This window comes from Halomonas sp. TP35, assembly GCF_052375975.1.
Classification (GTDB): domain Bacteria; phylum Pseudomonadota; class Gammaproteobacteria; order Pseudomonadales; family Halomonadaceae; genus Vreelandella; species Vreelandella citrativorans.
Map to the genome: position 1 here is coordinate 99,455 of NZ_JBQSUZ010000008.1, position 22,566 is coordinate 122,020.

The following is a 22,566-nucleotide window of genomic DNA, read 5'->3' on the forward strand; positions in this document are numbered from 1 at the left end:
ACGACCCAGTTTTTACAGCGCACGATAGTTTAGTCGTGGTTGGCAATGATTGCAAACTGGCGCCCATGACATTGTGTAATCAATGCCACCTTTATGGGCGTTAGACATGTTAAAATTCTGTCCTTATGCAATCTGTTAGCCCTCTGTAGAGATTTCCTATGCGTGTGCTTGGCATCGAAACTTCCTGCGACGAAACCGGCGTTGCTCTTTATGACACCTCCCGCTCAGGGGGCGATGGCCTGCTGGCCGATGCGCTGTATAGCCAAATTGCCATGCACGCCGAGTATGGCGGCGTGGTGCCCGAGCTTGCCTCACGGGACCACACGCGCAAGCTGCTCCCTTTGATTGAGCAGGTGTTAAGTGATGCCAGGCTAACAAGAGACGATTTAGAGGGTATTGCCTATACCGCAGGCCCAGGGTTGGTAGGCGCACTCATGGTGGGTGCCAGCACGGCCCACGGTATGGCCCGTGCACTAGGCATTCCGGTATTGGGCGTGCACCACATGGAAGGTCATCTACTCGCTCCCATGCTGGAAGACGATGCGCCAGCGTTTCCTTTTGTGGCCCTACTGGTATCTGGCGGTCATACCCAGTTGGTGGAAGTCCAAGGACTTGGAAGCTATCAGCTATTGGGTGAATCCGTTGATGATGCGGCCGGTGAGGCGTTTGATAAAGCCGCTAAAATGCTCGGCCTTGCTTATCCCGGCGGCCCTATGGTGGCCAAGCTTGCCGAACAGGGCGACCCCAAACGGTTTCGTTTTCCACGTCCGATGACCGACCGGCCGGGGCTTAATTTCAGTTTCTCAGGGTTAAAAACGCATACCTTAACGGCTATACGTCAGTTGGAAGCGGCTGGCGAGCTTGACGAGCAGGCGCGCGCTGATGTGGCCCGCGCCTTTGAAGAAGCCGTGGTCGATACACTGGTCATCAAATGCCGACGGGCGCTGGACCAAACGGGGTTAAAACGGCTGGTAGTGGCTGGCGGGGTGAGTGCCAATCACCGGTTGCGTGAGCGCTTGGCGCTTGAGTGTCAAAAGCGTCAGGCAAAGGCCTACTATCCTCGCGGCCGGTTTTGCACGGATAACGGCGCCATGATCGCGTATGTGGGCGCGCAGCGCCTGGCCGCTGGCGAACAGGACAAGGATGGCATTATGCAGGCTACGCCGCGCTGGCCGCTTGATCAGTTGGCGCCTCCCAACGCCGAATAATTAGCGACGCCCCAGGCGCGGCTCATCGCCGCGTCTTAATCTGCGAATATTAAGCCCATGACGCAGCAGCACCAGTAGGCTCAAACCGCCCACTACGCCCACATAAGCAGGCGCCAGCCAGATACAGGCAAGCGGCGCCACCAGCGCGCTTAACAAGGAAGCCATTGCCGCGGTTTTTAAGCGCCACGCCAGCAAGGTCCACACCCCCACGCTCACCAGTGCAACACCCGGGGTCAGCACCAGCAGCACGCCCAGCGCGCTGGCGACGGCCTTTCCGCCACGAAAGCCATACCATACCGGGTAGCTATGCCCCAGTAATACCGCCAGCCCAATCAGCCCCTGCCAACTGACCGGTAACGCCATTAATTTACTGGCAAGCACTACGGGTACGCCTTTTAACGCATCCAGCAAAAGCGTGGCGCCCGCCAGGCGCGGCCCATAAAGGCGTAACACGTTAGAAAAACCGGGATTACCGGAGCCACAGCGACGAGGATCGCCCACTCCCGCTATCCGGCAAACACTAATCGCCGCCAGCCAACTGCCGCTTAAATAGCCGAACACTAACCACGCCATGGCGCCTTTTCCGTCCTACTGTCGTTTCGTTTCATCCTAACGTACAATCGCCCGCTTGTTGTCGCCGAGGAAGAGCTTGTGGACCGCATTTTGATCGAAGCACTCAAGGTAGACACCGTGATTGGTGTTTACGATTGGGAGCGCACCATTCAACAGTCGCTTAGCCTGGACTTAACCCTGGCGACCGATATTCGCCCGGCTGCAGCCACTGACGATTTAAGCTTAACGCTAGACTATGCGGCTATCTGCCAGCGTATCCAGCGATTCGCTGACGCGCATCAATTCGCTCTGGTGGAGACCTTCGCGGAACGCTTGGCTGACTGCCTGCGCAGCGAGTTTTCCATTACCTGGTTACGCTTGCGGGTGCGTAAACCCGGCGCGGTACCGCAAGCGGCGAGTGTAGGCCTTGAAATTACACGTGGCGAGCTGCCGGAGGCCACAAGGATATAATCTCATGAGCCTGGTTACCGTCAGTTTAGGCAGCAATATTGATCCTGTGCGTCATATCCGCCTGTGTCTCGATGCACTTTTCGATACCTTTGGGCCTTTAAACGTCTCGCGCGTTTTTGAAAGCGAGCCGGTTGGTTTTAGCGATACCCGTAATTTTTACAACCTGGTCGTGGCCTTCGAAAGTAACTGGTCGCCGGGTGAATTACAGGCATGGGCCAAGGCTTTGGAGATTCTTCATGGCCGTAAGCAGGGCTTGGCCAAATACAGCCCTAAAGCGCTGGATATCGACCTGCTAACGGTGGGTAGCCTGCGTGGCGTCGTTGAAGGTGTTGCACTGCCCCGTGCAGAGATTACCGAAAGCGCATTCGTGTTACAGCCCTTGGCGGAGCTGCTACCTAACGAACGGCATCCGGCTTGTAACACGCCTTACGCCGCACTTTGGAATAATTTTTCGCTGGGGAATCAGCGGCTTTGGGCGGTAGATTTCACCTGGGGCAGCGCTTGGATATCGCATGCGGAGTCTGCGCCTTGTAAGTCCCAGGCTCGCTAATCACCTCTGTTTACCTAATCATCCGCTTAACGCATCACTAACCGCTTGCTGACGCTGTTCACGTAGTGCCTGGCCTAATCCAGCCCCCTTGAATCCTTGAGCGATTAGCCCCTGCGGGCTAACGCTGCGTGCCGCTAGCCAAGCAGCCTGTAGCGGCTGGGCATAGTCACTTTCAATAACACCGCCACTTTCAACAACACCGACACTTTCAACCACACTGACTAACGTGAGCTGTGTGGCGACCTGGTCAGGCTTACGAAAACCATCCAGGCGCTCCAGCCAATGCAACACGGCTACCGCCTCTAAGGGCTCTTTTAGTAGCGAAAGCGTCAACGCGACATGGCGCGCCAACTGCGTTACCGCATTGGGTAAACGTAGCTTTTCCGCCAATGCCTCGCGGCCCACGTCATCCAGCACGCTCACCAGTAATGCATAGCGCCAGTGCGCCAGCAGCGTTGGGCTATCGTCAGGCACGTACTGTAGTGCGGCCAAGCCGTCCTGCAGTTTTTCTGCTGAGAACGGCCACCATATTGCCAGCGCTTCACACTGCGCCAATGTCGTGAAGTAAGCTTCGGGGCTGGGTTCACCCAAGGCTTTTTCGGTTTCTACCCATACCCGCTCAGCCGCCAAATGCTCAAGCTCACCACTGCGGCTAACCTCGGTCATCAATGCCAGGGTTTCAGAGGCGATAGAGAATCCCAGCGACGCATAGCGGGCTAAAAAACGTGCCGTGCGCAGCACCCGCAGCGGGTCTTCACCAAACGCACAGGAAATATGGCGCAGTATGCGTTTTTCGATATCCCCTTGGCCATCAAAGGGGTCAATCAGCGGCCCATCGACCCGTTGAGCAATGGCATTGACGGTCAGGTCGCGGCGCAGCAGGTCCTCTTCCAACGTTACCTCGGGGCTGGCATGCACTTCAAACCCGGAATATCCGTGCCCGGTTTTTCGCTCCGTACGCGCCAGCGCATACTCCTCCGCTGTATCAGGGTGCAAAAACACCGGAAAATCTCGCCCCACCGGCTTAAAGCCGCGCTGGCGCATAGCCGCTGGGGTAGCGCCGACCACCACCCAGTCGTTGTCATACACTGGCCAGCCCAGCAGTGCATCGCGAACAGCGCCACCCACGCGGTATACGTCCAGCCCGACAATGCGCGGATCATTCGAATGCGTCACCACTACCGCTCTCCTCGTTGCTGGCTGGGTACGCTAATTCGCTCACCGGTATCTATATTAAGCGCGGTTAACGCCCCACCCCACACGCAGCCCGTATCCAACGCGTCTACCCGAACCTTGGCGCCCCGAGTTTTTCCTTCTAGCGCGGCCCAGTGACCAAACAGGAGGTGCGGATCATCGTCACGCGCATACTGAAACCACGGCGCAAAGCCAGATGGGGCACTAGCGAGGCCCTCTTTAGCAGCAAACTCCAGCTGCCCTTGGCTGTCAATAAAGCGCATACGTGCCATAGCGTTAACAATAAAGCGCAGCCGGTCCATTCCCTCCAGGTCCTCTCGCCAACGATCAGGCTGATTACCAAAAAGCTCGGTCAAGAAATGCCCTGACTGCTCGCTGGCCAGCGCTTGCTCGACCTCACGGCTATAAGCGACAGCCTGCTCTATGCGCCACTGAGGCAGCAAACCGGCATGCGTCATTAGGGTATTGCCTTGCTGCACTGCAAGCGGCTGGCACTGCAGCCAATCCAGCAGTTGCTCGCGATCTGGCGCATTAAGAATATCGTTGAGAGTGTCGTGCTTTTTTTGCCTGCCGCCGCCACGCGCGACCACCAACAGATGAAAGTCGTGGTTGCCTAGCACACAGCGTACCGCGCCGCCCAGTGCGTGCGCTTCGCGTAAACACTCAAGGGAGCCTGGACCACGGTTGATCACATCGCCCACCAGCCACAAAGTATCGTGCGAGGGATTAAAGTCCAGGGCTTCAAGTAGCGTCATAAACTCGGCGTAACAGCCATGCAAATCGCCAATCGCGTAGGTACTCATGCGCGGGCCTTATATGAAAACAAAGAGCGTCGAAATAAAAAAACGTGCTGCATGTTCACAGCACTGTAGCCGCTAAATTGCTCTGGTGAATTGGGAAAATATGGACCAATATAAATCAAGCATACCCGTTGGGGTGCTTTTGCTTTTAACAACGCGCCCATACTTTTTAATAGCTATCGTTAATTACAACCGTTAATAACATCCTGCAAAGTAAAGCACTTGCCACAGCCAAGGACAACACAACCAATATGACGCCCACCTATACACGGCGCTGGCTATTAAAAATCGCAACGTTTACGGGCATGAGCCTTGTTCTCGTCCCCGTTACCGCCTTGCTCCCTGTGGCCAACGCAACGAACGTTTCACCCACATTGGTTAACGGTTGGCTACTGCGAGCGAGTGATTGCTAATGTACCTGCCTTTTGAGGAGCTCAACGAGCAGGATGATACGCTGGATGTGTGTATTATTGGCAGCGGCGCTGCAGGCATGTCAATTGCCGTGACGCTAGCCCGGCAAGGCCATCAGGTTTTACTCTGCGAAGGCGGCGATGAAGTATTTAGCGAACGCTCTCAGGATAGTTACCGCGGCGAAGTGGTTGGCGATACGTATATTCCGCTCGAGACGAGCCGGCTACGCTATTTAGGCGGCTCCACCAATCATTGGGGCGGCGTTTCTCGCTCACTTGATGCTTATGACTTTACGGGCAAAACGGCTGCCCCCGAGACCGTATGGCCTATTGGCCAGGAAGCGCTAACCCCTTACCTTAGAGCAGCCACCGAGCTGCTTAACCTGGACCCGATTCCTGCGGATGAGCCTGTCGTCTCCTCAGGCTTCAACCGTATTCATTTTTCACTGGGAACGCCGGTACGCGTGCAACATAAGTATGCCGAGATGCTTGAAGCATCACCCCACCTGATCTGTTGTCTGACCGCCAACCTGGTGGCACTTGAAACCGAAAATGGCCGTATCACCAGTGCTACATTTGCCAACTACCAAGGCGAGACACACACAGTACACGCCCGCTACTTTGTCCTCGCCTGCGGAGGGATTGATAACGCGCGTTTGCTGCTATGGTGCAACCAACAAACCAATGGCCAACTGATTCCACATGCGGAGACACTGGGGCGTTACTGGATGGAGCATCCCCATGCAACGGTTGGGCAGGCGCTTCTGTTTAAGCCAGAAGCCTTAGGACTGGATAAGGAATACAACGTTTTCCTCTCGCCTAATGAGCAGTCAATCACCGCGCGAGAAATATTGAACTGCGGATTACGCTTGCACCGCATGAGCCCCGAAGCAACCCAAGCATTGATTGATGAACTTGGCCTGCAGGCGCCTTCACTCGGCGAGCTGATCAGTAAGTGGCAAACGCAAGGACGCATCCTGCATGGGGTGATGCTAAGAGCCTCCTGGGAGCAGGAACCTCGCTTTGAAAATCGCATTGAGCTAACCGAAGAACCTGATGCCTTAGGCATTCCCCGAAGCAGGCTAGTTTGGCAACAGTCGCCGCTTGACCGGCACACTATTCGCGAGAGCTTGCTGCTATTGGGGGAGTACCTGCTTGAGGAGGACGTTGGCCGCGTACAATTGGCCGATTGGCTTGCAGCCTTACCCGTTACGCTACCGACCGATGGCGAGCTGGCTGGCCGCCACCACATGGGAGGCACACGCATGAGTCATACCCCGGAAGACGGCATCGTTAACAGCGATTGCCGCCTGTTTGGCCAGGACAACATGTACGTGGCGGGCTCCAGTGTCTTCCCAAGCAGCGGACACGCCAACCCCACGCTCACTCTAGTGCAACTCGCTCTTCGCTTATGCGATCACTTGGAGCAGCGTTTAACCTCCGCCTAGAGGATAGCTCATTAGGGACGAGCCTGTTTTAGTGCAACTGGCGCGGCACGGCCAAGCGAAAAGGCGCTACGGGCACTTCAAAGGCACGTTGGGTATAGGTGTTCAACAACGTATAGCCACCTTCCATCACGCCCACTGGTGTTTGCAAAATCGCCCGGCTGGTATAGCGAAAGCGCTGACCGGGGCCGATCAATGGCTGTTGCCCGACCACACCCTTGCCACGCACTTCCTGACTATCGCCGCTGCCCTGGGTGATTTTCCAGTAACGTGCCATAAGCTGTACGCTATGCGGGCTTTGATTATGTACCGTCACGGTATAGCTAAATACGTAGCGTAATTCCGCATCGCTGGATTCTTCGGCACAGTATTCAGGCGTTACGCTGACGTCGATGGCTAAACCACTCACCCGTTTTCACTCCCATCACTACCTGGCCTTTCATCAGCAGCCACGCGGTTAGCAATGGTTACATACTCAGCAACCGTTAGCGTTTGCGGGCGGCGCGTGGGGTCAATACCCAGCGCTTCTAACGTTTCAGGACTGACGCGTCCTTTAAAGTTATTACGTAAGGTTTTACGGCGTTGGCCAAAGGCTAGCTTTACCAGCTCAAACAGGAGTGCCGGGTCGTCGGCTACGTGCGGCAAACTTGCGTGCGGTGTGAGGCGCACAATGGCAGAGTCGACTTTAGGCCGGGGCACAAAGGCCTCGGGCGGTACGATAAACAGCTGGTCGACGTGGCAGTAGTACTGCGCCATCACAGAAAGCCGCCCCCAATCCGTACCGCCTGGCTGGGCAGCCAGCCGCTCGACGACCTCTTTTTGGAGCATGAAGTGCATGTCGGCAATCGCGTTACCGGCCGTGAGCAGATGCACGATCAAAGGGGTTGAAATGTTATAGGGCAGGTTGCCGACGACACGCAAGGCCGGGCCATCGCCTTTCAGCGCCGCGAAGTCAAACTTCAGCACATCGCCTTCATGGATAATAAAGTCGGGGTAGTTGAAGAACTGCACGCGTAGGCCAGGAATCAAATCGCGGTCCAGCTCAATTACCTCAAGCTTCCCTGCCGCCTCAAGCAGTGGCGCGGTCAGCGCGCCTTGGCCCGGCCCAATTTCAACAAGACGGTCGCCTTCCCGCGGCCCAATCGAGCGCACAATACGCGAGATGATACCCAGGTCACGTAGAAAGTTTTGACCGAAGCGTTTGCGAGCACGGTGCTGCTGGGGCACTTGAGACATCTAACAGGATTCCTTGGAGGTATTTTTCAATCGTGGAGGCGTTACGCCTGGCGGGCCGTTTGGGCGCGCTGTTCGGCCAGACGCCGAGCAAGCGATAGCGCAACGCGCAAGCTACCAGGGTCAGCCACGCCTTTACCCGCTAGGTCAAGCGCGGTGCCGTGATCAACCGACGTGCGCACTAGTGGCAAGCCCAGCGTGATATTAGCAGCTTGACCAAAGCCAGCATACTTAAGCACGGCCAAGCCTTGGTCATGGTACATCGCAAGTACGGCATCAACACCCGCCAAATGGCGAGGCGTAAACAGCGTATCGGCAGGTAAAGGTCCTTGTATATCCAGCCCTTGTGCACGCAGGGATTCAAGCGCGGGAATAATCGTTTCCAGCTCTTCATGGCCCAAATGGCCATCTTCGCCCGCATGAGGATTTAGCCCGCACACGGCAATACGTGGTGACGCAATACCAAACTGGCGTACCAGGTCATCGGCCAGCAAGCGGCTAATCCGGGTTACCCGCGCTACGGTAATCGCATCAGCGACTTGGCGCAGCGGCAGGTGTGTGGTGACCAATGCAACACGCAGATCACCACTTCCTTGCCAATCCGGCGCGTTGGCGTGTAACGCGGCGTCGGTTGCCAGCATCATGACGACCTCATCAACACCGCAGGCATCACGCAGCCACTCGGTATGCCCTGTGAACCCTGAGTAGCCGCCCTCAATGATGACGCCCTTATGCAGCGGTGCGGTGACAATAGCGGCGGCCTGGCCTGCCTGACAGGCAGCCACGGCCAGCTCAAGGGTGGCGAGCACATACCCTGCATTGGCCGGGTTAAGCACGCCAGGCGTTGCGGGTTCACTCAGTGCTACAGGCCAAACGGGTAATTGCCCCGCGCAGGCAGCCACTACTTGGCCGGGGCTTGTTTCCAACAATGCCACATCAAGCCCTAGCGCAGCGGCCCGCTTGCGCAGCATATCCACATCACCAATGGCGACTGCCTGCGCCGGCAGATGGCCCTGCGCGGCTAACATAAGCACCAGCTCAGGCCCAATACCCGCAGGCTCTCCCGTGGTGATCAGCAGCGGAAGGTCAGCGATCGGGCTCATTTAAAGACGAACATCCACAAAGGCTTCCGCGCGAATTTCCTGTTGCCAGACTTGCAGCTCTTCATTGGCGCGGCGTTGGAAAATGGCCTGACGCACTTGCTCCTGGCGGCTCTCATTGGTCACGTTCTGACGACGACGCTCTTCAACTTCAATCACGTGATAGCCAAACTGTGAGCGCACCGGCTCGGATATTTGGTTGACGTTCAGCGTCTGCAGGGCTTCCTCAAATGCCGGTACGGTTTGACCTGGGCGCACCCAACCCAGCTCGCCACCATTAAGCGCACTGCCGCTGTCGTCACTAAACTCACGTGCTACGGAGGCAAAGTCAGCGCCTTGCTGTAAACGCTGACGCACATCCTGAGCCCGGGCACGCGCCTGCTCTTCACTGCGCGTTGGCGTTAGCTCAACCAGTACGTGGCGCGCACGGATCTCTTCGACAAACGCCTGATCGCTATTTTGATTGCCCTGTTGATCAAGCACGCGCTGAACATCACGGTCGCTGACCGATACGCGCTGGCCAACCTGGCGCTGCTGCACTTGGCGCATCAACATTTCACGACGAATGTCTTCACGCACCTCAGCAAGCGTCATGCCATCGGCTTCCACCGCGTTTGCGAACTGATCCAACGTCATATTGTTGGATTCAGCAATCGTACGCAGTTGACGATTCAGCTCGGTATCATCGATGCTTAAATTGCTGCGATTCGCCAGCTGTAGCTGGATTTCATCCAGAATCATCCGTTCAAGCACTTGCGCCTGAAGCGCAGAGCCTGGCGGGAGCGTGCCCCCCTGAGCTTGCGCCTGCTGCTCTATCTGAGCAACACGATCGTTGAGTTCGCTGCGCATAATGACGCCATCGTTAACCACGGCAACGATGCTATCGATCGGCTGGCGCTGGGTGGACTCAAAACTCTGTGCTTGCGTTACCAGTGGAGCGGCAAGCGTGCCTGCGCCCATGCACAGCGCGATAACGCTCGCGGCCGATATCGTTTTTGCATGAGCTAGCAGCATATTTCTGGTTTTCATAAAAAGTCTCTTTCAGTCGCCATTCAAGAACGTCGTTACAAGGGAGTAGGACGGTAACCGGGAATGGTCCGTTCAAAATAGCTGTCAGCCTCTTGGCCAACGCCGCCCAAGCCACGGAATACAAAGCGTAAAAATAGCCCGTGATCGTTGAAGTCATCTGCAACACGCGCGGTGTCGTTGTCATCCACCCACTCGCGCCAAACAAGCTGCACGCCGTAGCAGCAGTCGTTCCACTGCACCCCTGCCAATTTTTCAAGCGCACGATCATTGGTTTGGTCGTGAAGATATCGGCCTATCAGATCAACCCTTGGGCTGGTTTTCCAGGCAAATGACAGGTCCCACTCTTCGCGGTTGTAATCACGAAAGCCGTCATCGCCTGGTAACGTATCAGGGTCGAAGCCTTCGATCTCCCAACGGTAACCCAGGTTCACCACATGACCTTCCGGGTGCCGGTAACGCAAGTCAAAGCGGGTGTGTTCCGTCTTTTCACGATGATCATCGTAAAGCCATTCGTAGCCGGTACTCCAGCGATCATTGATCTGCCAGTCCAACCGGGTTACCAGAGGCGAACGATCACGCGTGGCCTGATAGTAACGCTGCGGGTTAACGTAAGCATCTTCTTCGGGCCGCGCAGGCAGGGTATCCGGGTCCCCGTCACTATCAATACGACGGTCCGCAAAATAGATACTTTGCCCGATACCAAACGTTAGGCGATCACGGCCACTGTCATCTTCTATAAAGCGCGTCTGCACACCCACCGACACACGGTTAAGATCGCCGACCCGGTCTCCACCGGAAAAGCGGTGAGGTGACCACAGCTGATCCCAAGAGAAAGCCCGCTCACGACTATCAAAATCGGGTAGCTGGGTCTGGTTCTTGCGGGGCACATAGGCATAGTTAAACCGCGGCTCCAGCGTTTGCCGGTAGCCGCGGCTTCCAAGCTCCAGTTCACGCTCAAACATCAAGCCGCCATCCACCGACGTAACCGGCACGGTACGGCTTGGTGAGGTATTGCGCTCCGTTTCACGATCACCGTAATCCAACTCGTAGGCGGTATACCAAAGCTCAGCCCGTGGTTCGATATATCCCCAAGGCTTTTCTTCGCGCCAGCCGACGGCCGGCGTCAAGTGTAAGCGCGTGCCGGTTGCTGCCTCGCGCTCCGGCACCAGCCGCTCATCCACATCACGCCAAAAATAGGTCGCGTTGGAGCGCCATTCGCTGAAGAAGCCGCTGCCTAGCTGCCAATTGGAATTCGCAGTCAGACTGGGCAAGCGGTAGAACGGTTTATCATTATCGCTAAGCGGATCTTCAAGACGCTGAAAGCCTTGCGCTCGTGCATCGAGATACCACTGGTCACCCTGATAATCTATCTGGGCAAGCCGTTCAAGGCTGACGCGGTCGCTGCTCCCAAACTCGTCACCGAAGTCGTCGAAATAGCGGCCGTCACTGGAAGCGCCATAGCGCAACCGATAATTGCTGCGGCTGTTGACTCGGCCCGCATGGCGCGCATCGACATACCAGCGGGTTTCGCCAGCAAAGCGGTCACTACCACTATTACCGCCGTCGTCACTACTTAAGTAGCCCCCCTCAACGGTACCCTCGCTTTCCGAAAACAGGTAGCGGTATTCACCGTTGAGTAGCAATCCACGGTCACTCATCCAACGCGGCGTAATGGTAGCGTCGTGATTAGGGGCGATATTCCAATAAAATGGCTGTGCGTAGTTAAATCCATCTGACGAAAACCCGATAGCCGGGGACAACAGCCCCGTGTGACGCTTATCGTCGATAGGGAAGCGCAACCACGGCCAGTAAAAAACAGGCACGTCTTTTACTTTTAAGCGGGCATTCGTCGCGGTACCAAACCCCGATTCCTGATTTAGGCGTATATCACTGCTCACCAGCTCCCAGGTATTGGCGCCGGGCTCACAGGTCGTAAAGGTGGCATCTCGCAAGCGATACTGAGACTCGCCTGTTTGCTCAAGCTGACTTGCCTGGCCACGCAAACGCTCTTCATACAGCACATAGTGGCTGTTACGCACACTCGCGCGGTCTTCATTGAGCATTAGGGTGGCGCTGTCTCCGCGTACCAACGCTTGGCCATCACGCAAGGCGAGATTACCCTCAGCATCCACCTGCTCACGGCTTGCGGGTAAATAAATGCGTTCGGCTTCTAATTCCGTATTACCACGTCGCAATACCACATCGCCTCGCAGCAATGCCTCGCCATCGGCGGCGTAATCCGCATCTCGGGTTTCAACTGACAGCGTTTCCGGGTTCTGTTCTACAGGCAACCGGTAACTAGGCATCACGTATCGGCCACGGCACAACTGTTGTGACGCTTCATCCCCTTCCCAGGCCTGCCAGTCAAGCGCTTGTGCGGGCAGCGCTTGATTCTGAGCCACCACCGAGAACGAGGCGCTAGCGAGCAAACTGCCCATCAGCGTATGCGCAACCGGTATGATGCGCGAAAATCGCTTGCCCATGTTCGTTATCCTTGGCATCCAGAATAGGTATTATACAGCCCGCATGATGCCCGACCAGCAAGGAGCTTGCATGTCCTCTTTACGGATTGATGCCCTCACCCAATGGGCCGCAGAACAAAACAGCCTAAATCCGGCGTTGATTACCCTCTCACCAGCGGGCGGCGACGCCAGCTTTCGGGGCTATTTTCGTCTAACGCTACCTAATGGCGACACCCAAATAGTCATGGATGCACCACCTGCTCAAGAGGATTCAGCCCCTTTTGTCGCTATTGGCAACCGCTGGTACGCGGCGGGCTTACCCGTTCCCAAAATTTATGCCGCGAATTTAGACGACGGCTTTTTACTGCTGGACGATTTAGGCAGTACACCGATGCAGAATCGGTTTACCGATAGCGCCGCGGTGATTCAGTATCATGAAAAAGCACTGGCCCTGATTGCCGAGCTGCAAAACAGGGCCAGCCCAACCGCACTTCCCGACTATGATGCTGCGCTATTGGCTCGTGAACTCGACCTGTTCCCGGAGTGGTGCATGGATAAGTGGCTGACACTACCTTGCCCATCAAGCTGGGAGGCACTGCGCACAGACCTTATTCACCGGGCGCTTCAACAACCGACGGTTAGCGTTCACCGTGATTTTGATGCCATGAACATCATGATCAACCATGACCGCTTATATATGATCGACTTTCAGGACGCCGTGGCAGGGCCGATTAGCTACGACGTTATTTCCTTACTGCGAGGCCGCTATTGGCGCTTTAGTGCGACCCAATTCGCCGAACTGGCCACCCTGTTCTATCGCCAGGCCCGCAGCGATGGGCGCCTGTCCAGTGTACTAACAGAGGCCGACTTTATTACCCAGTGCCATGCCATGGCCGCTCAGCGCTCGTTAAAAGTGTTGGGCATTTTTTGTCGGTTAACGCTGCGTGACCACAAACAGGGCTACCTGGCACGCTTACCCCACTTCCTGGATCACCTTGAAGATAGCCTGAATGGCCTGCCCGAACACGCCGCCTTTGCCAACTGGGTAAGGCTCACGCTGCGCCCAGCCATTCTGCAGCGCCTAGCGGAAGAGCATCCATGAAAGCGATGATATTAGCGGCCGGCTTAGGCAAGCGGATGCGTCCGTTAACCGACCACTGCCCCAAGCCTTTGCTCCCGGTCGCGGGGAAGCCGCTGATCGTTCATCACCTGGAGCGGCTTCAGCGGGCAGGTATTGAAGACGTCATTATTAATGTCAGCTATCGCGCCGAGCAAATCATTCAAGCGATAGGCGATGGCCGGGCCTACGGTGTCAACATTCAGTGGAGCCATGAGGCCACGCCGCTTGAAACGGGCGGAGGAATTCAAAAAGCGCTACCGCTGCTGGGCGAGGAACCCTTTCTGCTGGTCAATGGTGATGTGTGGTGCGACTACCTGCCCGCCAACACTCAGCTAAAAAGGGGCGATCTGGCGCACCTGATACTGGTGAATAACCCTGACCACCACCCAAAAGGCGACTTTGCCCTGGATAAGGGGCGCGTGCTCACTCAAGGCGCACAGCGCTATACCTATGCCGGTGTCAGCATTATTCATCCCAGGCTGTTGGCTGGCCAGCCCACCGAGGCGTTTGCGCTCGCGCCACTATTAAAAAATGCGATGAACGAACAGCAGGTGTCTGGGGAACACTTCGCAGGACACTGGGTTGATGTAGGAACGCCCGAACGTCTTGCCGCCCTGGAGCAATTTTTAAGCCAATAAATACCACCCGTTATAAGTAGGCCCAGAGTAGGCATTCAAACAGTGCGCCCAGGCAAAGAAGTGTTATGCTGCGCGACTTACCTGTCGTCGCCAAGATAAGGAGAGCCACGTGAAAGCAAGGGTAAAATGGACGGATGGCCGTCAATTTATCGCCGAGTCGGGCAGCGGGCACAGCGTTGTGATCGATGGCCCACCCGACCACGGCGGCCGCAATACTGGGCCTCGCCCCATGGAAATGCTGCTGATGGGCATGGGTAGCTGCACGGCGTTTGATATCCTGAATATTCTCGATAAAGCCCGCGCCGATGTGACCGACTGTGTTGCCGAATTGGATGCTGAGCGCGCCGATGAAGTGCCTGCCGTATTCACCAAAATTCATGTTCACTTCGTGGTCACAGGCCGAGCGCTAAAAGAAAAGCAAGTTGCACGTGCCGTAGAGCTTTCCGCTGAAAAGTACTGCAGTGCGTCCATTATGCTTGTAAAAGGCGGTGTTGAAATTACGCACTCCTTTGAGATTGTAGAGGCTTGAGGCAGAGCGACGGCGCTCGCCCTTTCGGCCTACGATGCAGCACCGCGAAAAAAAAATGCCCTGCCCGGATGCATCCCCTGCCCCGGCCGGGCATAATACGCCTCCTTGTATTACCCCCCTACTGCCCTGCAAGTGCTTTTAGAACATGCGCTCCACGTATGGCATTAGGTTTTTTCTTGGTTCCGACGCTGGCTCGTCGGGGTGTCTTCATCAGCCATAGGGAGGTTCGGACATGACAGATAATCTCCGACTCCACGGGTTCAATAACCTGACCAGCTCGCTGAGCTTTAATATTTACGACATCTGCTATGCCAAGACCGAAGAGCAGCGTACCGCTTATATCGACTATATCGATGAGCTGTACAACGCCGAACGGTTGACGCAAATCTTGAAGGATGTCACCAATATTATCGGTGCGCATGTGTTGAATATTGCCCGTCAAGATTATGAACCTCACGGGGCGAGCGTCACCATTCTCATTGCTGAACATGAGCTTGATGAAGCCAATCCTGAAAACACAGAACCAGGCCCTGGTCCGCTGCCTGAAACCGTGGTTGCCCACCTGGATAAGAGCCATGTCACCGTACATAGCTACCCGGAATCGCATCCTGACAACGGCATCAGCACTTTCCGCCTGGATATCGACGTATCAACGTGTGGGCATATCAGCCCGCTGAAAGCGCTGAACTATCTGATTCACAGCTTTGATTCAGATATCGTCACCATGGATTATCGTGTGCGCGGCTTCACCCGGGACGTCGACGGTAAAAAGCTGTTCATCGATCACGAGATCGCCTCGATCCAGGATTACCTGGCGGAAGATACCAAGCAGGCGTATCAGATGATGGACGTGAACGTGTATCAGGACAACATGTTCCATACCAAGATGCTGCTGAAAGACTTCGAGCTCGACAATTACCTGTTCGGCACGTCGCGTCGCGATATTACGTTTGAAGAAGCCCGCGATATCGAAAGCCGCCTGCGTAAAGAGATGCTGGAAATCTTCTACTCACGTAACCTGGAGTAACGCCTGAGTCGCTAACAACAGCCACAAAGAAGCCGGCATCGCGCCGGCTTCTTTGTATCTAAAAAACCGTATCTAATAGAAACCTTTATCCCCTTCAGGGCGCGTTTTAAAGCGCCGATGCAGCCACAGGTACTGCTCGGGATGCTTGCGAATGGCACGCTCAATAAACTGATTAACCCGCGTTGCGTCGTTAACTTCATCGTTACTGGGAAGGTTTTCAAATGCGGGCAGGCACTCAATCGTATAGGTGCGGTTATCCGGGTTGCGATGAAACATCAGCGGCACCACCGGCGCGCCTGTCATACGGGCGATTTTAGATGTTAGCCGAATGGTTGCCGCCTGCTGACCAAACAAGGGGGCAAATACACTGACATCCGGCCCAAAGTCCTGGTCGGGTGAATACCAGACAATATGCCCTGCCTTGATACGTCGCACCACGCCGCGCAGATCGTGTCGATCAATCGCCTGGCCGAAAATACGTGAACGGGCACGCGTCATAAAGCGCTCGAACAGGGGATTATTATGCGGGCGATATACCACATCCGCCGGAAAGAACAGCGAGTGCAGCGCGCCACCCAAATCAAGCGTTGAGAAGTGAATCCCGACGACCAACACCCCCTTGCCTTGGGCTTTGGCATTCGCCAGGTGTTCCTGGCCATGGTACGCCACTCGATGACGAAATCCTTCTACCTCCCGACACCAGCCAGTAGCGGTTTCCACCAAGCCAATACCGTTAGCAATAAAGGTATCTTTCACCAGCTTTCGCTGTTCATCGGCACTCTTTTCCGGGAAACAAAGCGCCAGGTTGGTGGCAGTAATGTCCCGCCGCCGTTTGGCAAAGCGCCATGCCAATAGCCCGATGACCTTGCCTACCCAAAGCTTAATACCCCAAGGCAGCCAAGCCGCGATATACATCGCACCGATGGCAAGCCAAGTCCCCCAGTAGCGTGGGTGAGCAAACGACGCTGGATACTCTTTTTTCGACATACGTACCACCTAAACTGAAGACTCTTGATAACGTCTGGGTACGCGTGGCAACACCCCAGTAAGCAGGGTATAGCTGATCGTATCACAGTAGCGTGCAACCTCATCGACGGCTAGCACTGCCCCATTGCTGGCCGCTCCCCAGAGCACCACCTCGCTGCCAATGGCAGCATCTTGTATATCGGTCACATCAACGGTCAACATATCCATCGACACTTTGCCGGCGATAGCACAGCGCTGCCCATTGATCAGTACCGGCGTACCATCCACCGCATGGCGGTCATAACCATCACCGTAACCTGCGGCCACCACTGCAATACGTGACCGGCGCGGGGCGCGCCAGCGCCCCCCGTAGCCGACGGGTTCACCTTCGTTAATCTCTCGCAAACCGATAATTTCCGAACGCAGACTCATTACCGGACGTAATTGCTGCGTGGTTGGGTTGGCCACTTCCAATGGGTTACTGCCATAGAGCATTATGCCTGGTCGGTTCCAGTCACCATGGGCATCAGGCCAGGCAAGCGTTGCCGGTGAATTGGCTAAACACAAAGGCGCATCAAGCGTCTTGGCCAGGGCCTTTAAACTCAGCAGCTGCTGATTAAAATAGAGGCCGTCACTGGCATCAGCGGTCGCGAAATGGCTCATCAAATGCAACGCCGTGACCTGAGGCGCATTGACCAGGCGCTGCCAGACCGCTTCCGCCTCCTCCAGGCCAAACCCCAGCCGATGCATACCCGAATCGACTTTTAACCAAACGGGAATGGGTTGGCTTGGCGAAAATGCTAGCAGCGCATCTACCTGCCATGCGCTATGAATGGCGGTCCACAGTGCGTAGCGCTCCACCAGCGGTAACTCATCGGCGCTAAAGATTCCTTCTAAAAGCACAATCGGTTTGCTGATGCCGCTGTTACGTAGCGCAATCGCTTCTTCGATACACGCCACTGCAAACGCCGGAACGTGGCTTTCTAGCGCGTGAGCACACGCTACAGCGCCGTGACCATAGGCATCCGCTTTGATAACCGCCACCGAGCGGCTTTGTGGCGCGCAGCGGCACGCCAACTGATAGTTGTGACGCAGAGCATCCAAATCAATATGGGCCGCTAGCGGGCGCATTGCGTATCTCGCTTATACATAATAAGTCATCAAAAATAGCCCCTCTAACAACAACGCACCGAGTATAAACTCGGTGCGTTGAGGCCGTGCCTACGTAGCCACGCTGTCTTGGCTAGCTTTCGAAAATCGCCTCTAGCGATAGGCCTTGCTTTTCAAGTGTACGGCGTAGCTTCTTTAATGCCTCGACTTGAATCTGTCGTACGCGCTCGCGGGTCAGGCCAATTTCAGCGCCGACCTCTTCCAGGGTGGCCGCCTCATGGCCGCGCAAACCAAAACGACGCACGACCACTTCGCGCTGTTTATCACTTAGCTCATCAAGCCAAAGATCCACGTGTTCACGCACATCACCATCTACCAGACAACCTTCTGGGCCTTGAACGTCGTCATCGGCCAGGGTATCAATCAGCGGTTTATCACTCTCACCACCCATGGGGTAGTCTACCGAGGAGACACGCTCATTGAGGCCAAGCATTTTCTTGACCGTATCAACCGGTTTGTCGAGATGCTCAGCAATCTCTTCAGCGGTCGCTTCATGGTCAAGCTTTTGCGTCAGCTCACGCGCGGCACGTAGATAAATATTAAGCTCTTTCACCACATGTATCGGCAGACGAATAGTGCGCGTTTGGTTCATTAGCGCGCGCTCAATGGTCTGTCGAATCCACCATGTTGCATAGGTTGAAAAGCGAAACCCACGCTCAGGGTCAAACTTTTCAACGGCACGAATAAGCCCTAAATTACCCTCTTCAATGAGATCCAGCAGCGTCAGTCCACGGTTTAGATAGCGCCGTGCAATTTTAACCACCAACCGCAGGTTAGACTCGATCATTCGAGAACGACCAAGCGGATCCCCCTTTCGCGCCAGGCGGCCATAATAGACCTCTTCTTCTGGCGTTAAGAGTGGCGAAAATCCTATTTCATTGAGGTAAATTTGCGTCGCATCCAGGCTTTGAGTCGATTGCCGGTCCTCGCGTCCTAGTGCTTTCTCAAAAGCTTCTTCTTCCGCTGCGACATCGTCGTCAGCGTTTTCCAACGCTTCTTCGGCAGCATCCAGGTCAACCTCCTGTAGATCCTTCTCCAGCATACTCATGGCCTTACCCCCGTAGTATCGCCTGCCCGCCTTTTAACATGTAAAGGTAACCACGCTTACGTGTGCGTTACTGGTGTTATTATTTTTATGCGAGCCAGCTCGTAAGGGGCTGGCTCAACAAAACCTTGCCGCTACTTGCTTATCTGGTACTCCACTGGTTAGCGTGCGGGTAAAAACTCCATAGGATCCTCGGGCTGACCATCACGGCGCACCTCAAAGTGCAGTCTAACGCTTTCTGCATCACTGTTTCCCATGGTGGCGATCACTTCGCCTGCTTCAACCACGTCATTTTCACTAACGTTTAAGCCGTCGTTATGCGCATAGGCACTTAGGAACTGATCGTTGTGTTTAAGAAGAATAAGATTACCGTACCCACGTACACCACTACCCGCATAAACGACAATACCTGGGCCTGCGGCTTTGACAGGTTGCCCCTTTTGTCCGGCGATATCAATCCCGGCGGTAATCGAATCACCTTCTCCGAAGTTACCCGTGACTTGTCCATCTGTCGGCCATTGCCAGTTGATCGTCTCTGCGGGCGTGAACGTGCGCGATGAGCGGTCCGAACGTTCCACTGGAGCAGCCACAGGTGTTTCGGATTGAGCAACCACCTGTTCCTCAGGCTCCGATGCTGGGACTGCTTCTGGCTCAGGCTCAGGTTCAGGCCTTGGCTCGGTAGCAGCCACCTCGGGTTGAGAGGAAGATTCTTGCGGCGCACTGTTAGTTGACGCTACCTGCTGAGCACTTCCAACGGCTTGTTGTTCAGGGCGCTCAGCGTTTAAACGCTGTCCGCGTTCAATCGCCGATTCGTCAGGCAGTAGCCAATCAAGTTCCTGGTCGTTACTTGCTACTGCTGTCGCCTGCGGGTTGAGCCCGGTTGCGACAACGCCGCGCGATTCACTCGACGTGTTTTGCGCCTGATTTGCGGGCTGGGAATTATTGCCAGCCCCAGCCCCTTCACGTAATGCAATCATCTGTCCGGGGTGAATTTGGTAGGGCGCGTCAATATTGTTGATGGTGGCTAGCTGGCGGTAATCCAGATTATGCTGCCAAGCGATGCCATAAAGGGTATCGCCTGGTTTGACGGTATATTGAGGCGAGTTTTCCACCACGCGACTCGCTTCACTCAAGTCACGTACTTGCGGGGTATTGTGCTGCTGATTGGCACACCCGCTAACTGCCAACACCAAGGCTGACATCATGAAGACTTTACGCATGCAAACCCTACTCCTTTTCAGCGCTGAGCCGTATTAGTTGAATCTAACGTGGTCGACTTCCCTGCCCGACGGTTCAGTAGCATGACCAGCAATATACCAACGACCATCAGCAGCACCACGCCGATAATCTGCGCGGAAGCGCCGGTCAACGCTGCATAATCACTGGGCAGCAAATAACGATACTCCAAGGGTATCATTTGCCCGCTTGGGCCAACCTGATAACGCAACAGCTCGCGCCATGGCCACAGAACCGGCAACGAGCCAATAATAAACCCTAAAAGCAATTGCATCGTAAAGCCATGATGACGTCTTAACAGCCAGGATAATAGGCGCGAAAACAGCGCAAGACCTATCACACATCCCATACCAAACAGCATAATAATAGTGATGTCGAAACTGCGAATAGCCCCCATTATCGTGCCGTAGAGCCCCATAGTGAGCAACAAAAAACTGCCCGACACGCCTGGCAACAACATGGCGCTAATAGCAATACATCCCGCCACCATCACAATCGTGGCTTCATTACCGAGCAATAGTACCAAGGGCATTAAGCTCGGCAACATTCTGGCTAACAGTAAACCGGCCAACAGCGGAAATAAATACCAAAATTTCCAGCGGTCTCCCGCTTGGGCGACCACCATTCCAGAGGCGGCAACCAGCCCGAAAAAGAAGCCATCAAGCAGCAGAGGGTGCGCTTCCATCAGCCATAACGCCAAGTGCGCCACGCTGACCAGGCTAATGCCGACACCGGCCAGCAAAGGGATCAAAAAGGCCAGGTTCAAGTGCTTAACGAGGGCACGCCATCCATCACGCTGCCAAACCACCAACGCGTCAGGACCAAACTGCTTAATAGTATTGATCAGCTCTTCATAAATACCGGTAACAAAGGCAATCGTGCCCCCGGAAACTCCGGGTATGGCATCCGCGGCCCCCATCCCGGCACCTTTTAAAAAAACCCCCAAGGATTTACGCTTCAATCCACTACTCCTTGCAATAAAGGTACAAAACGCACGGGTTCAAGCCGCCGCTTCTCAAAAGCATTCCCAATGCGCTTTATCTGGGTAAGCCATTGGCTGCCATCAGGCGCTTCCAACGGCGCAATCAATACCCCATCGCGACTTAGCTGCTCGAGCAATATTTCAGGCAGTGTCTGCGCACAAGCCGTCAATAAAATAACATCGAACGGTGCCGCCGTTGACCAGCCCTCGCCGCCATCGGCAACGGTTAGCGTTACCTCTGCGCCCAAGCGCCAAAGGCGATCACTCGCTCGCTCATGCAAGGCGTAAATACGCTCAATGGAGTAAAGCTCCTTCACTAAGCGCGACAAAATCAGCGTTTGATACCCGGAACCGGTACCCACTTCCAATACACGGCGTGGCTCGGCTTTCACAACCAGCTCCGTCATCCGCGCCACGGTAAGCGGCTGTGATAACGTCTGCCCAAAACCGATAGGCAGCGCCGTATCTTCATAGGCACGATGTGCCAAAGCCTCGTCAACAAACAGATGTCTGGGCTCGCCAGCCATCACATCGAGCACATCCGGGTGTCGAATTCCCTGTTCGATCAACCGATCAATCATGCGATCCCGGGTACGCTGAGAGGTCATTCCCCGCCCGCGCCGCTCAATGGGCGAAATATCAGGCAAAGGCATCCAACCAATCCTGTACGTCACGGCACGCGGGGTGGCGCGTCAAGTCGGTTTGCAGCGGCGTAATCGATACATAACCTGCCTCGATCGCTGCAAAATCGGTATCTTCACCGTCATCCGCATTGGCAGCAACAGGCGCAATCCAATAGCGCGTTCGCCCACGCGGGTCTTCAACCGCAAGCGGTTTTTCAGCCGGGCCACGATATCCAAGCCGGGTTACCTTAACGCCTTTGATGGCTTCCCACGGCACATCTGGAACGTTAACGTTGAGCAGCGTTCTGGGCGGCAAGGAGAGTTGATCGGCGGCGCCAATCAGGCTGGATGCCACTTTCGCCGCGGTGTCAAAGTAACGATCACCGCATAGCGACATGGCAATCGCGATCATGCCCAGGTTGCGTCCTTCCATGGCCGCGGCCACCGTGCCTGAATAGAGCACGTCATCGCCTAAATTGCCACCGTGGTTAATCCCTGAAATAACCAGATCAGGCCGCTCATCCCATACGCCATTTACGCCTAAGTAAACGCAGTCAGCGGGCGTACCATCCACGCTATAGAAGCCATTTTCCAGCGCGGTTAATGAGAGCGGGCGCGATAATGTCAGCGAGTTACTTGCCCCGCTACGGTCACGGTCCGGGGCAACGACACGCAGTTTGGCATGAGCCTCCAGCGCATCATGTAACGCTTTCAGCCCAGGGGCGTAAACACCGTCGTCGTTAGAGAGCAGCAGTCGCCGCATTGATGCCTCCTTG

23 protein-coding genes are annotated in these 22,566 nt (G+C 55.4%); 8 read left to right on the forward strand and 15 right to left on the reverse strand.

Features of this window, described 5'->3' with window-relative positions:
* The first annotated feature begins 158 nt into the window (after positions 1–158).
* Positions 159–1,208 carry a tRNA (adenosine(37)-N6)-threonylcarbamoyltransferase complex transferase subunit TsaD gene (tsaD, locus tag ACT3RU_RS11300; RefSeq protein WP_483392687.1) on the forward strand — a complete coding sequence of 350 codons (1,050 nt, stop codon included), beginning with the start codon at positions 159–161 and terminating at the stop codon, positions 1,206–1,208.
* Here the strand turns inward: tsaD and plsY are convergent, their stop codons facing one another.
* On the reverse strand, positions 1,209–1,781 hold the full coding sequence (gene plsY / locus ACT3RU_RS11305) for a glycerol-3-phosphate 1-O-acyltransferase PlsY (protein WP_444638993.1): 573 nt from the start codon (positions 1,779–1,781) through the stop codon (positions 1,209–1,211).
* A 78-nt stretch (positions 1,782–1,859) separates the two neighbouring features.
* Here plsY and folB point away from each other — a divergent pair, with 78 nt between their 5' ends.
* The gene (gene folB / locus ACT3RU_RS11310) at positions 1,860–2,231 is read left to right on the forward strand and encodes a dihydroneopterin aldolase (RefSeq protein WP_483392688.1); all 372 of its coding nucleotides are present in this window, start codon (positions 1,860–1,862) and stop codon (positions 2,229–2,231) included.
* Between the two features lie 4 nt (positions 2,232–2,235).
* The gene (gene folK / locus ACT3RU_RS11315) at positions 2,236–2,781 is read left to right on the forward strand and encodes a 2-amino-4-hydroxy-6-hydroxymethyldihydropteridine diphosphokinase (RefSeq protein ID WP_087105337.1); all 546 of its coding nucleotides are present in this window, start codon (positions 2,236–2,238) and stop codon (positions 2,779–2,781) included.
* 18 nt (positions 2,782–2,799) lie between these two features.
* On the opposite strand, the gene ACT3RU_RS11320 is transcribed toward folK, so the two are convergent.
* Both ACT3RU_RS11320 and ACT3RU_RS11325 read right to left on the reverse strand, forming a co-directional pair.
* The gene (locus ACT3RU_RS11320; protein WP_483392689.1) at positions 2,800–3,960 is read right to left on the reverse strand and encodes a tRNA nucleotidyltransferase/poly(A) polymerase-related protein; all 1,161 of its coding nucleotides are present in this window, start codon (positions 3,958–3,960) and stop codon (positions 2,800–2,802) included.
* Positions 3,960–4,778 carry a symmetrical bis(5'-nucleosyl)-tetraphosphatase gene (locus ACT3RU_RS11325; RefSeq protein ID WP_483392690.1) on the reverse strand — a complete coding sequence of 273 codons (819 nt, stop codon included), beginning with the start codon at positions 4,776–4,778 and terminating at the stop codon, positions 3,960–3,962. Before ACT3RU_RS11325 ends, ACT3RU_RS11320 begins: the two co-directional genes overlap by 1 nt.
* Positions 4,779–5,187: 409 nt before the next feature.
* Here ACT3RU_RS11325 and ACT3RU_RS11330 point away from each other — a divergent pair, with 409 nt between their 5' ends.
* Complete coding sequence (locus ACT3RU_RS11330; protein ID WP_192527417.1) at positions 5,188–6,633, forward strand: FAD-dependent oxidoreductase; 1,446 nt, start codon at positions 5,188–5,190, stop codon at positions 6,631–6,633.
* 28 nt (positions 6,634–6,661) lie between these two features.
* Here the strand turns inward: ACT3RU_RS11330 and apaG are convergent, their stop codons facing one another.
* The 5 genes from apaG to ACT3RU_RS11355 are packed head-to-tail and all read right to left on the reverse strand — an operon-like array spanning position 6,662 to position 12,475.
* Entirely contained in the window at positions 6,662–7,039 is a 378-nt protein-coding gene (gene apaG / locus ACT3RU_RS11335) for a Co2+/Mg2+ efflux facilitator ApaG/CorD (protein WP_087112057.1), read from the reverse strand.
* Positions 7,036–7,866, reverse strand: a complete 831-nt coding sequence (rsmA, locus tag ACT3RU_RS11340; protein WP_192527416.1) for a 16S rRNA (adenine(1518)-N(6)/adenine(1519)-N(6))-dimethyltransferase RsmA — start codon at positions 7,864–7,866, stop codon at positions 7,036–7,038. The genes apaG and rsmA overlap by 4 nt, the downstream gene beginning before the upstream one ends.
* A 41-nt stretch (positions 7,867–7,907) precedes the next feature.
* Complete coding sequence (gene pdxA, locus ACT3RU_RS11345; protein ID WP_483392691.1) at positions 7,908–8,966, reverse strand: 4-hydroxythreonine-4-phosphate dehydrogenase PdxA; 1,059 nt, start codon at positions 8,964–8,966, stop codon at positions 7,908–7,910.
* Complete coding sequence (locus tag ACT3RU_RS11350; protein WP_483392692.1) at positions 8,967–9,992, reverse strand: peptidylprolyl isomerase; 1,026 nt, start codon at positions 9,990–9,992, stop codon at positions 8,967–8,969.
* Between the two features lie 35 nt (positions 9,993–10,027).
* Positions 10,028–12,475 (reverse strand): LPS-assembly protein LptD, encoded by a 2,448-nt coding sequence (locus ACT3RU_RS11355; RefSeq protein WP_192527414.1) that lies wholly within the window; start codon positions 12,473–12,475, stop codon positions 10,028–10,030.
* A gap of 70 nt (positions 12,476–12,545) precedes the next feature.
* On the opposite strand from ACT3RU_RS11355, the gene ACT3RU_RS11360 reads away from it, so the two are divergent.
* From ACT3RU_RS11360 to speD, 4 genes are all read left to right on the forward strand, one after another.
* The gene (locus ACT3RU_RS11360; RefSeq protein ID WP_192527413.1) at positions 12,546–13,556 is read left to right on the forward strand and encodes an aminoglycoside phosphotransferase family protein; all 1,011 of its coding nucleotides are present in this window, start codon (positions 12,546–12,548) and stop codon (positions 13,554–13,556) included.
* Complete coding sequence (gene murU, locus ACT3RU_RS11365) at positions 13,553–14,212, forward strand: N-acetylmuramate alpha-1-phosphate uridylyltransferase MurU (RefSeq protein ID WP_192527412.1); 660 nt, start codon at positions 13,553–13,555, stop codon at positions 14,210–14,212. Before ACT3RU_RS11360 ends, murU begins: the two co-directional genes overlap by 4 nt.
* 109 nt (positions 14,213–14,321) lie before the next feature.
* Positions 14,322–14,741 carry an OsmC family protein gene (locus ACT3RU_RS11370; RefSeq protein ID WP_087112043.1) on the forward strand — a complete coding sequence of 140 codons (420 nt, stop codon included), beginning with the start codon at positions 14,322–14,324 and terminating at the stop codon, positions 14,739–14,741.
* Between the two features lie 232 nt (positions 14,742–14,973).
* Positions 14,974–15,768, forward strand: a complete 795-nt coding sequence (gene speD / locus ACT3RU_RS11375) for an adenosylmethionine decarboxylase (RefSeq protein WP_192527411.1) — start codon at positions 14,974–14,976, stop codon at positions 15,766–15,768.
* Positions 15,769–15,840: 72 nt separating this feature from the next.
* Here the strand turns inward: speD and lpxL are convergent, their stop codons facing one another.
* From lpxL to surE, 7 genes are all read right to left on the reverse strand, one after another.
* The gene (gene lpxL / locus ACT3RU_RS11380; RefSeq protein WP_192527410.1) at positions 15,841–16,755 is read right to left on the reverse strand and encodes an LpxL/LpxP family Kdo(2)-lipid IV(A) lauroyl/palmitoleoyl acyltransferase; all 915 of its coding nucleotides are present in this window, start codon (positions 16,753–16,755) and stop codon (positions 15,841–15,843) included.
* A 9-nt stretch (positions 16,756–16,764) separates the two neighbouring features.
* Positions 16,765–17,865 carry an alanine racemase gene (alr, locus tag ACT3RU_RS11385; RefSeq protein WP_087112037.1) on the reverse strand — a complete coding sequence of 367 codons (1,101 nt, stop codon included), beginning with the start codon at positions 17,863–17,865 and terminating at the stop codon, positions 16,765–16,767.
* Positions 17,866–17,977: 112 nt separating this feature from the next.
* Entirely contained in the window at positions 17,978–18,952 is a 975-nt protein-coding gene (gene rpoS, locus ACT3RU_RS11390) for an RNA polymerase sigma factor RpoS (protein ID WP_087112035.1), read from the reverse strand.
* A 158-nt stretch (positions 18,953–19,110) separates the two neighbouring features.
* Entirely contained in the window at positions 19,111–20,169 is a 1,059-nt protein-coding gene (locus ACT3RU_RS11395; protein ID WP_192527409.1) for a peptidoglycan DD-metalloendopeptidase family protein, read from the reverse strand.
* A 17-nt stretch (positions 20,170–20,186) separates the two neighbouring features.
* Complete coding sequence (locus tag ACT3RU_RS11400) at positions 20,187–21,146, reverse strand: DUF368 domain-containing protein (RefSeq protein ID WP_087112031.1); 960 nt, start codon at positions 21,144–21,146, stop codon at positions 20,187–20,189.
* On the reverse strand, positions 21,143–21,820 hold the full coding sequence (locus tag ACT3RU_RS11405) for a protein-L-isoaspartate(D-aspartate) O-methyltransferase (protein ID WP_087112029.1): 678 nt from the start codon (positions 21,818–21,820) through the stop codon (positions 21,143–21,145). The genes ACT3RU_RS11400 and ACT3RU_RS11405 overlap by 4 nt, the downstream gene beginning before the upstream one ends.
* Positions 21,807–22,553 (reverse strand): 5'/3'-nucleotidase SurE, encoded by a 747-nt coding sequence (surE, locus tag ACT3RU_RS11410; RefSeq protein ID WP_192527408.1) that lies wholly within the window; start codon positions 22,551–22,553, stop codon positions 21,807–21,809. Before surE ends, ACT3RU_RS11405 begins: the two co-directional genes overlap by 14 nt.
* Between the last annotated feature and the right edge of the window lie 13 nt (positions 22,554–22,566).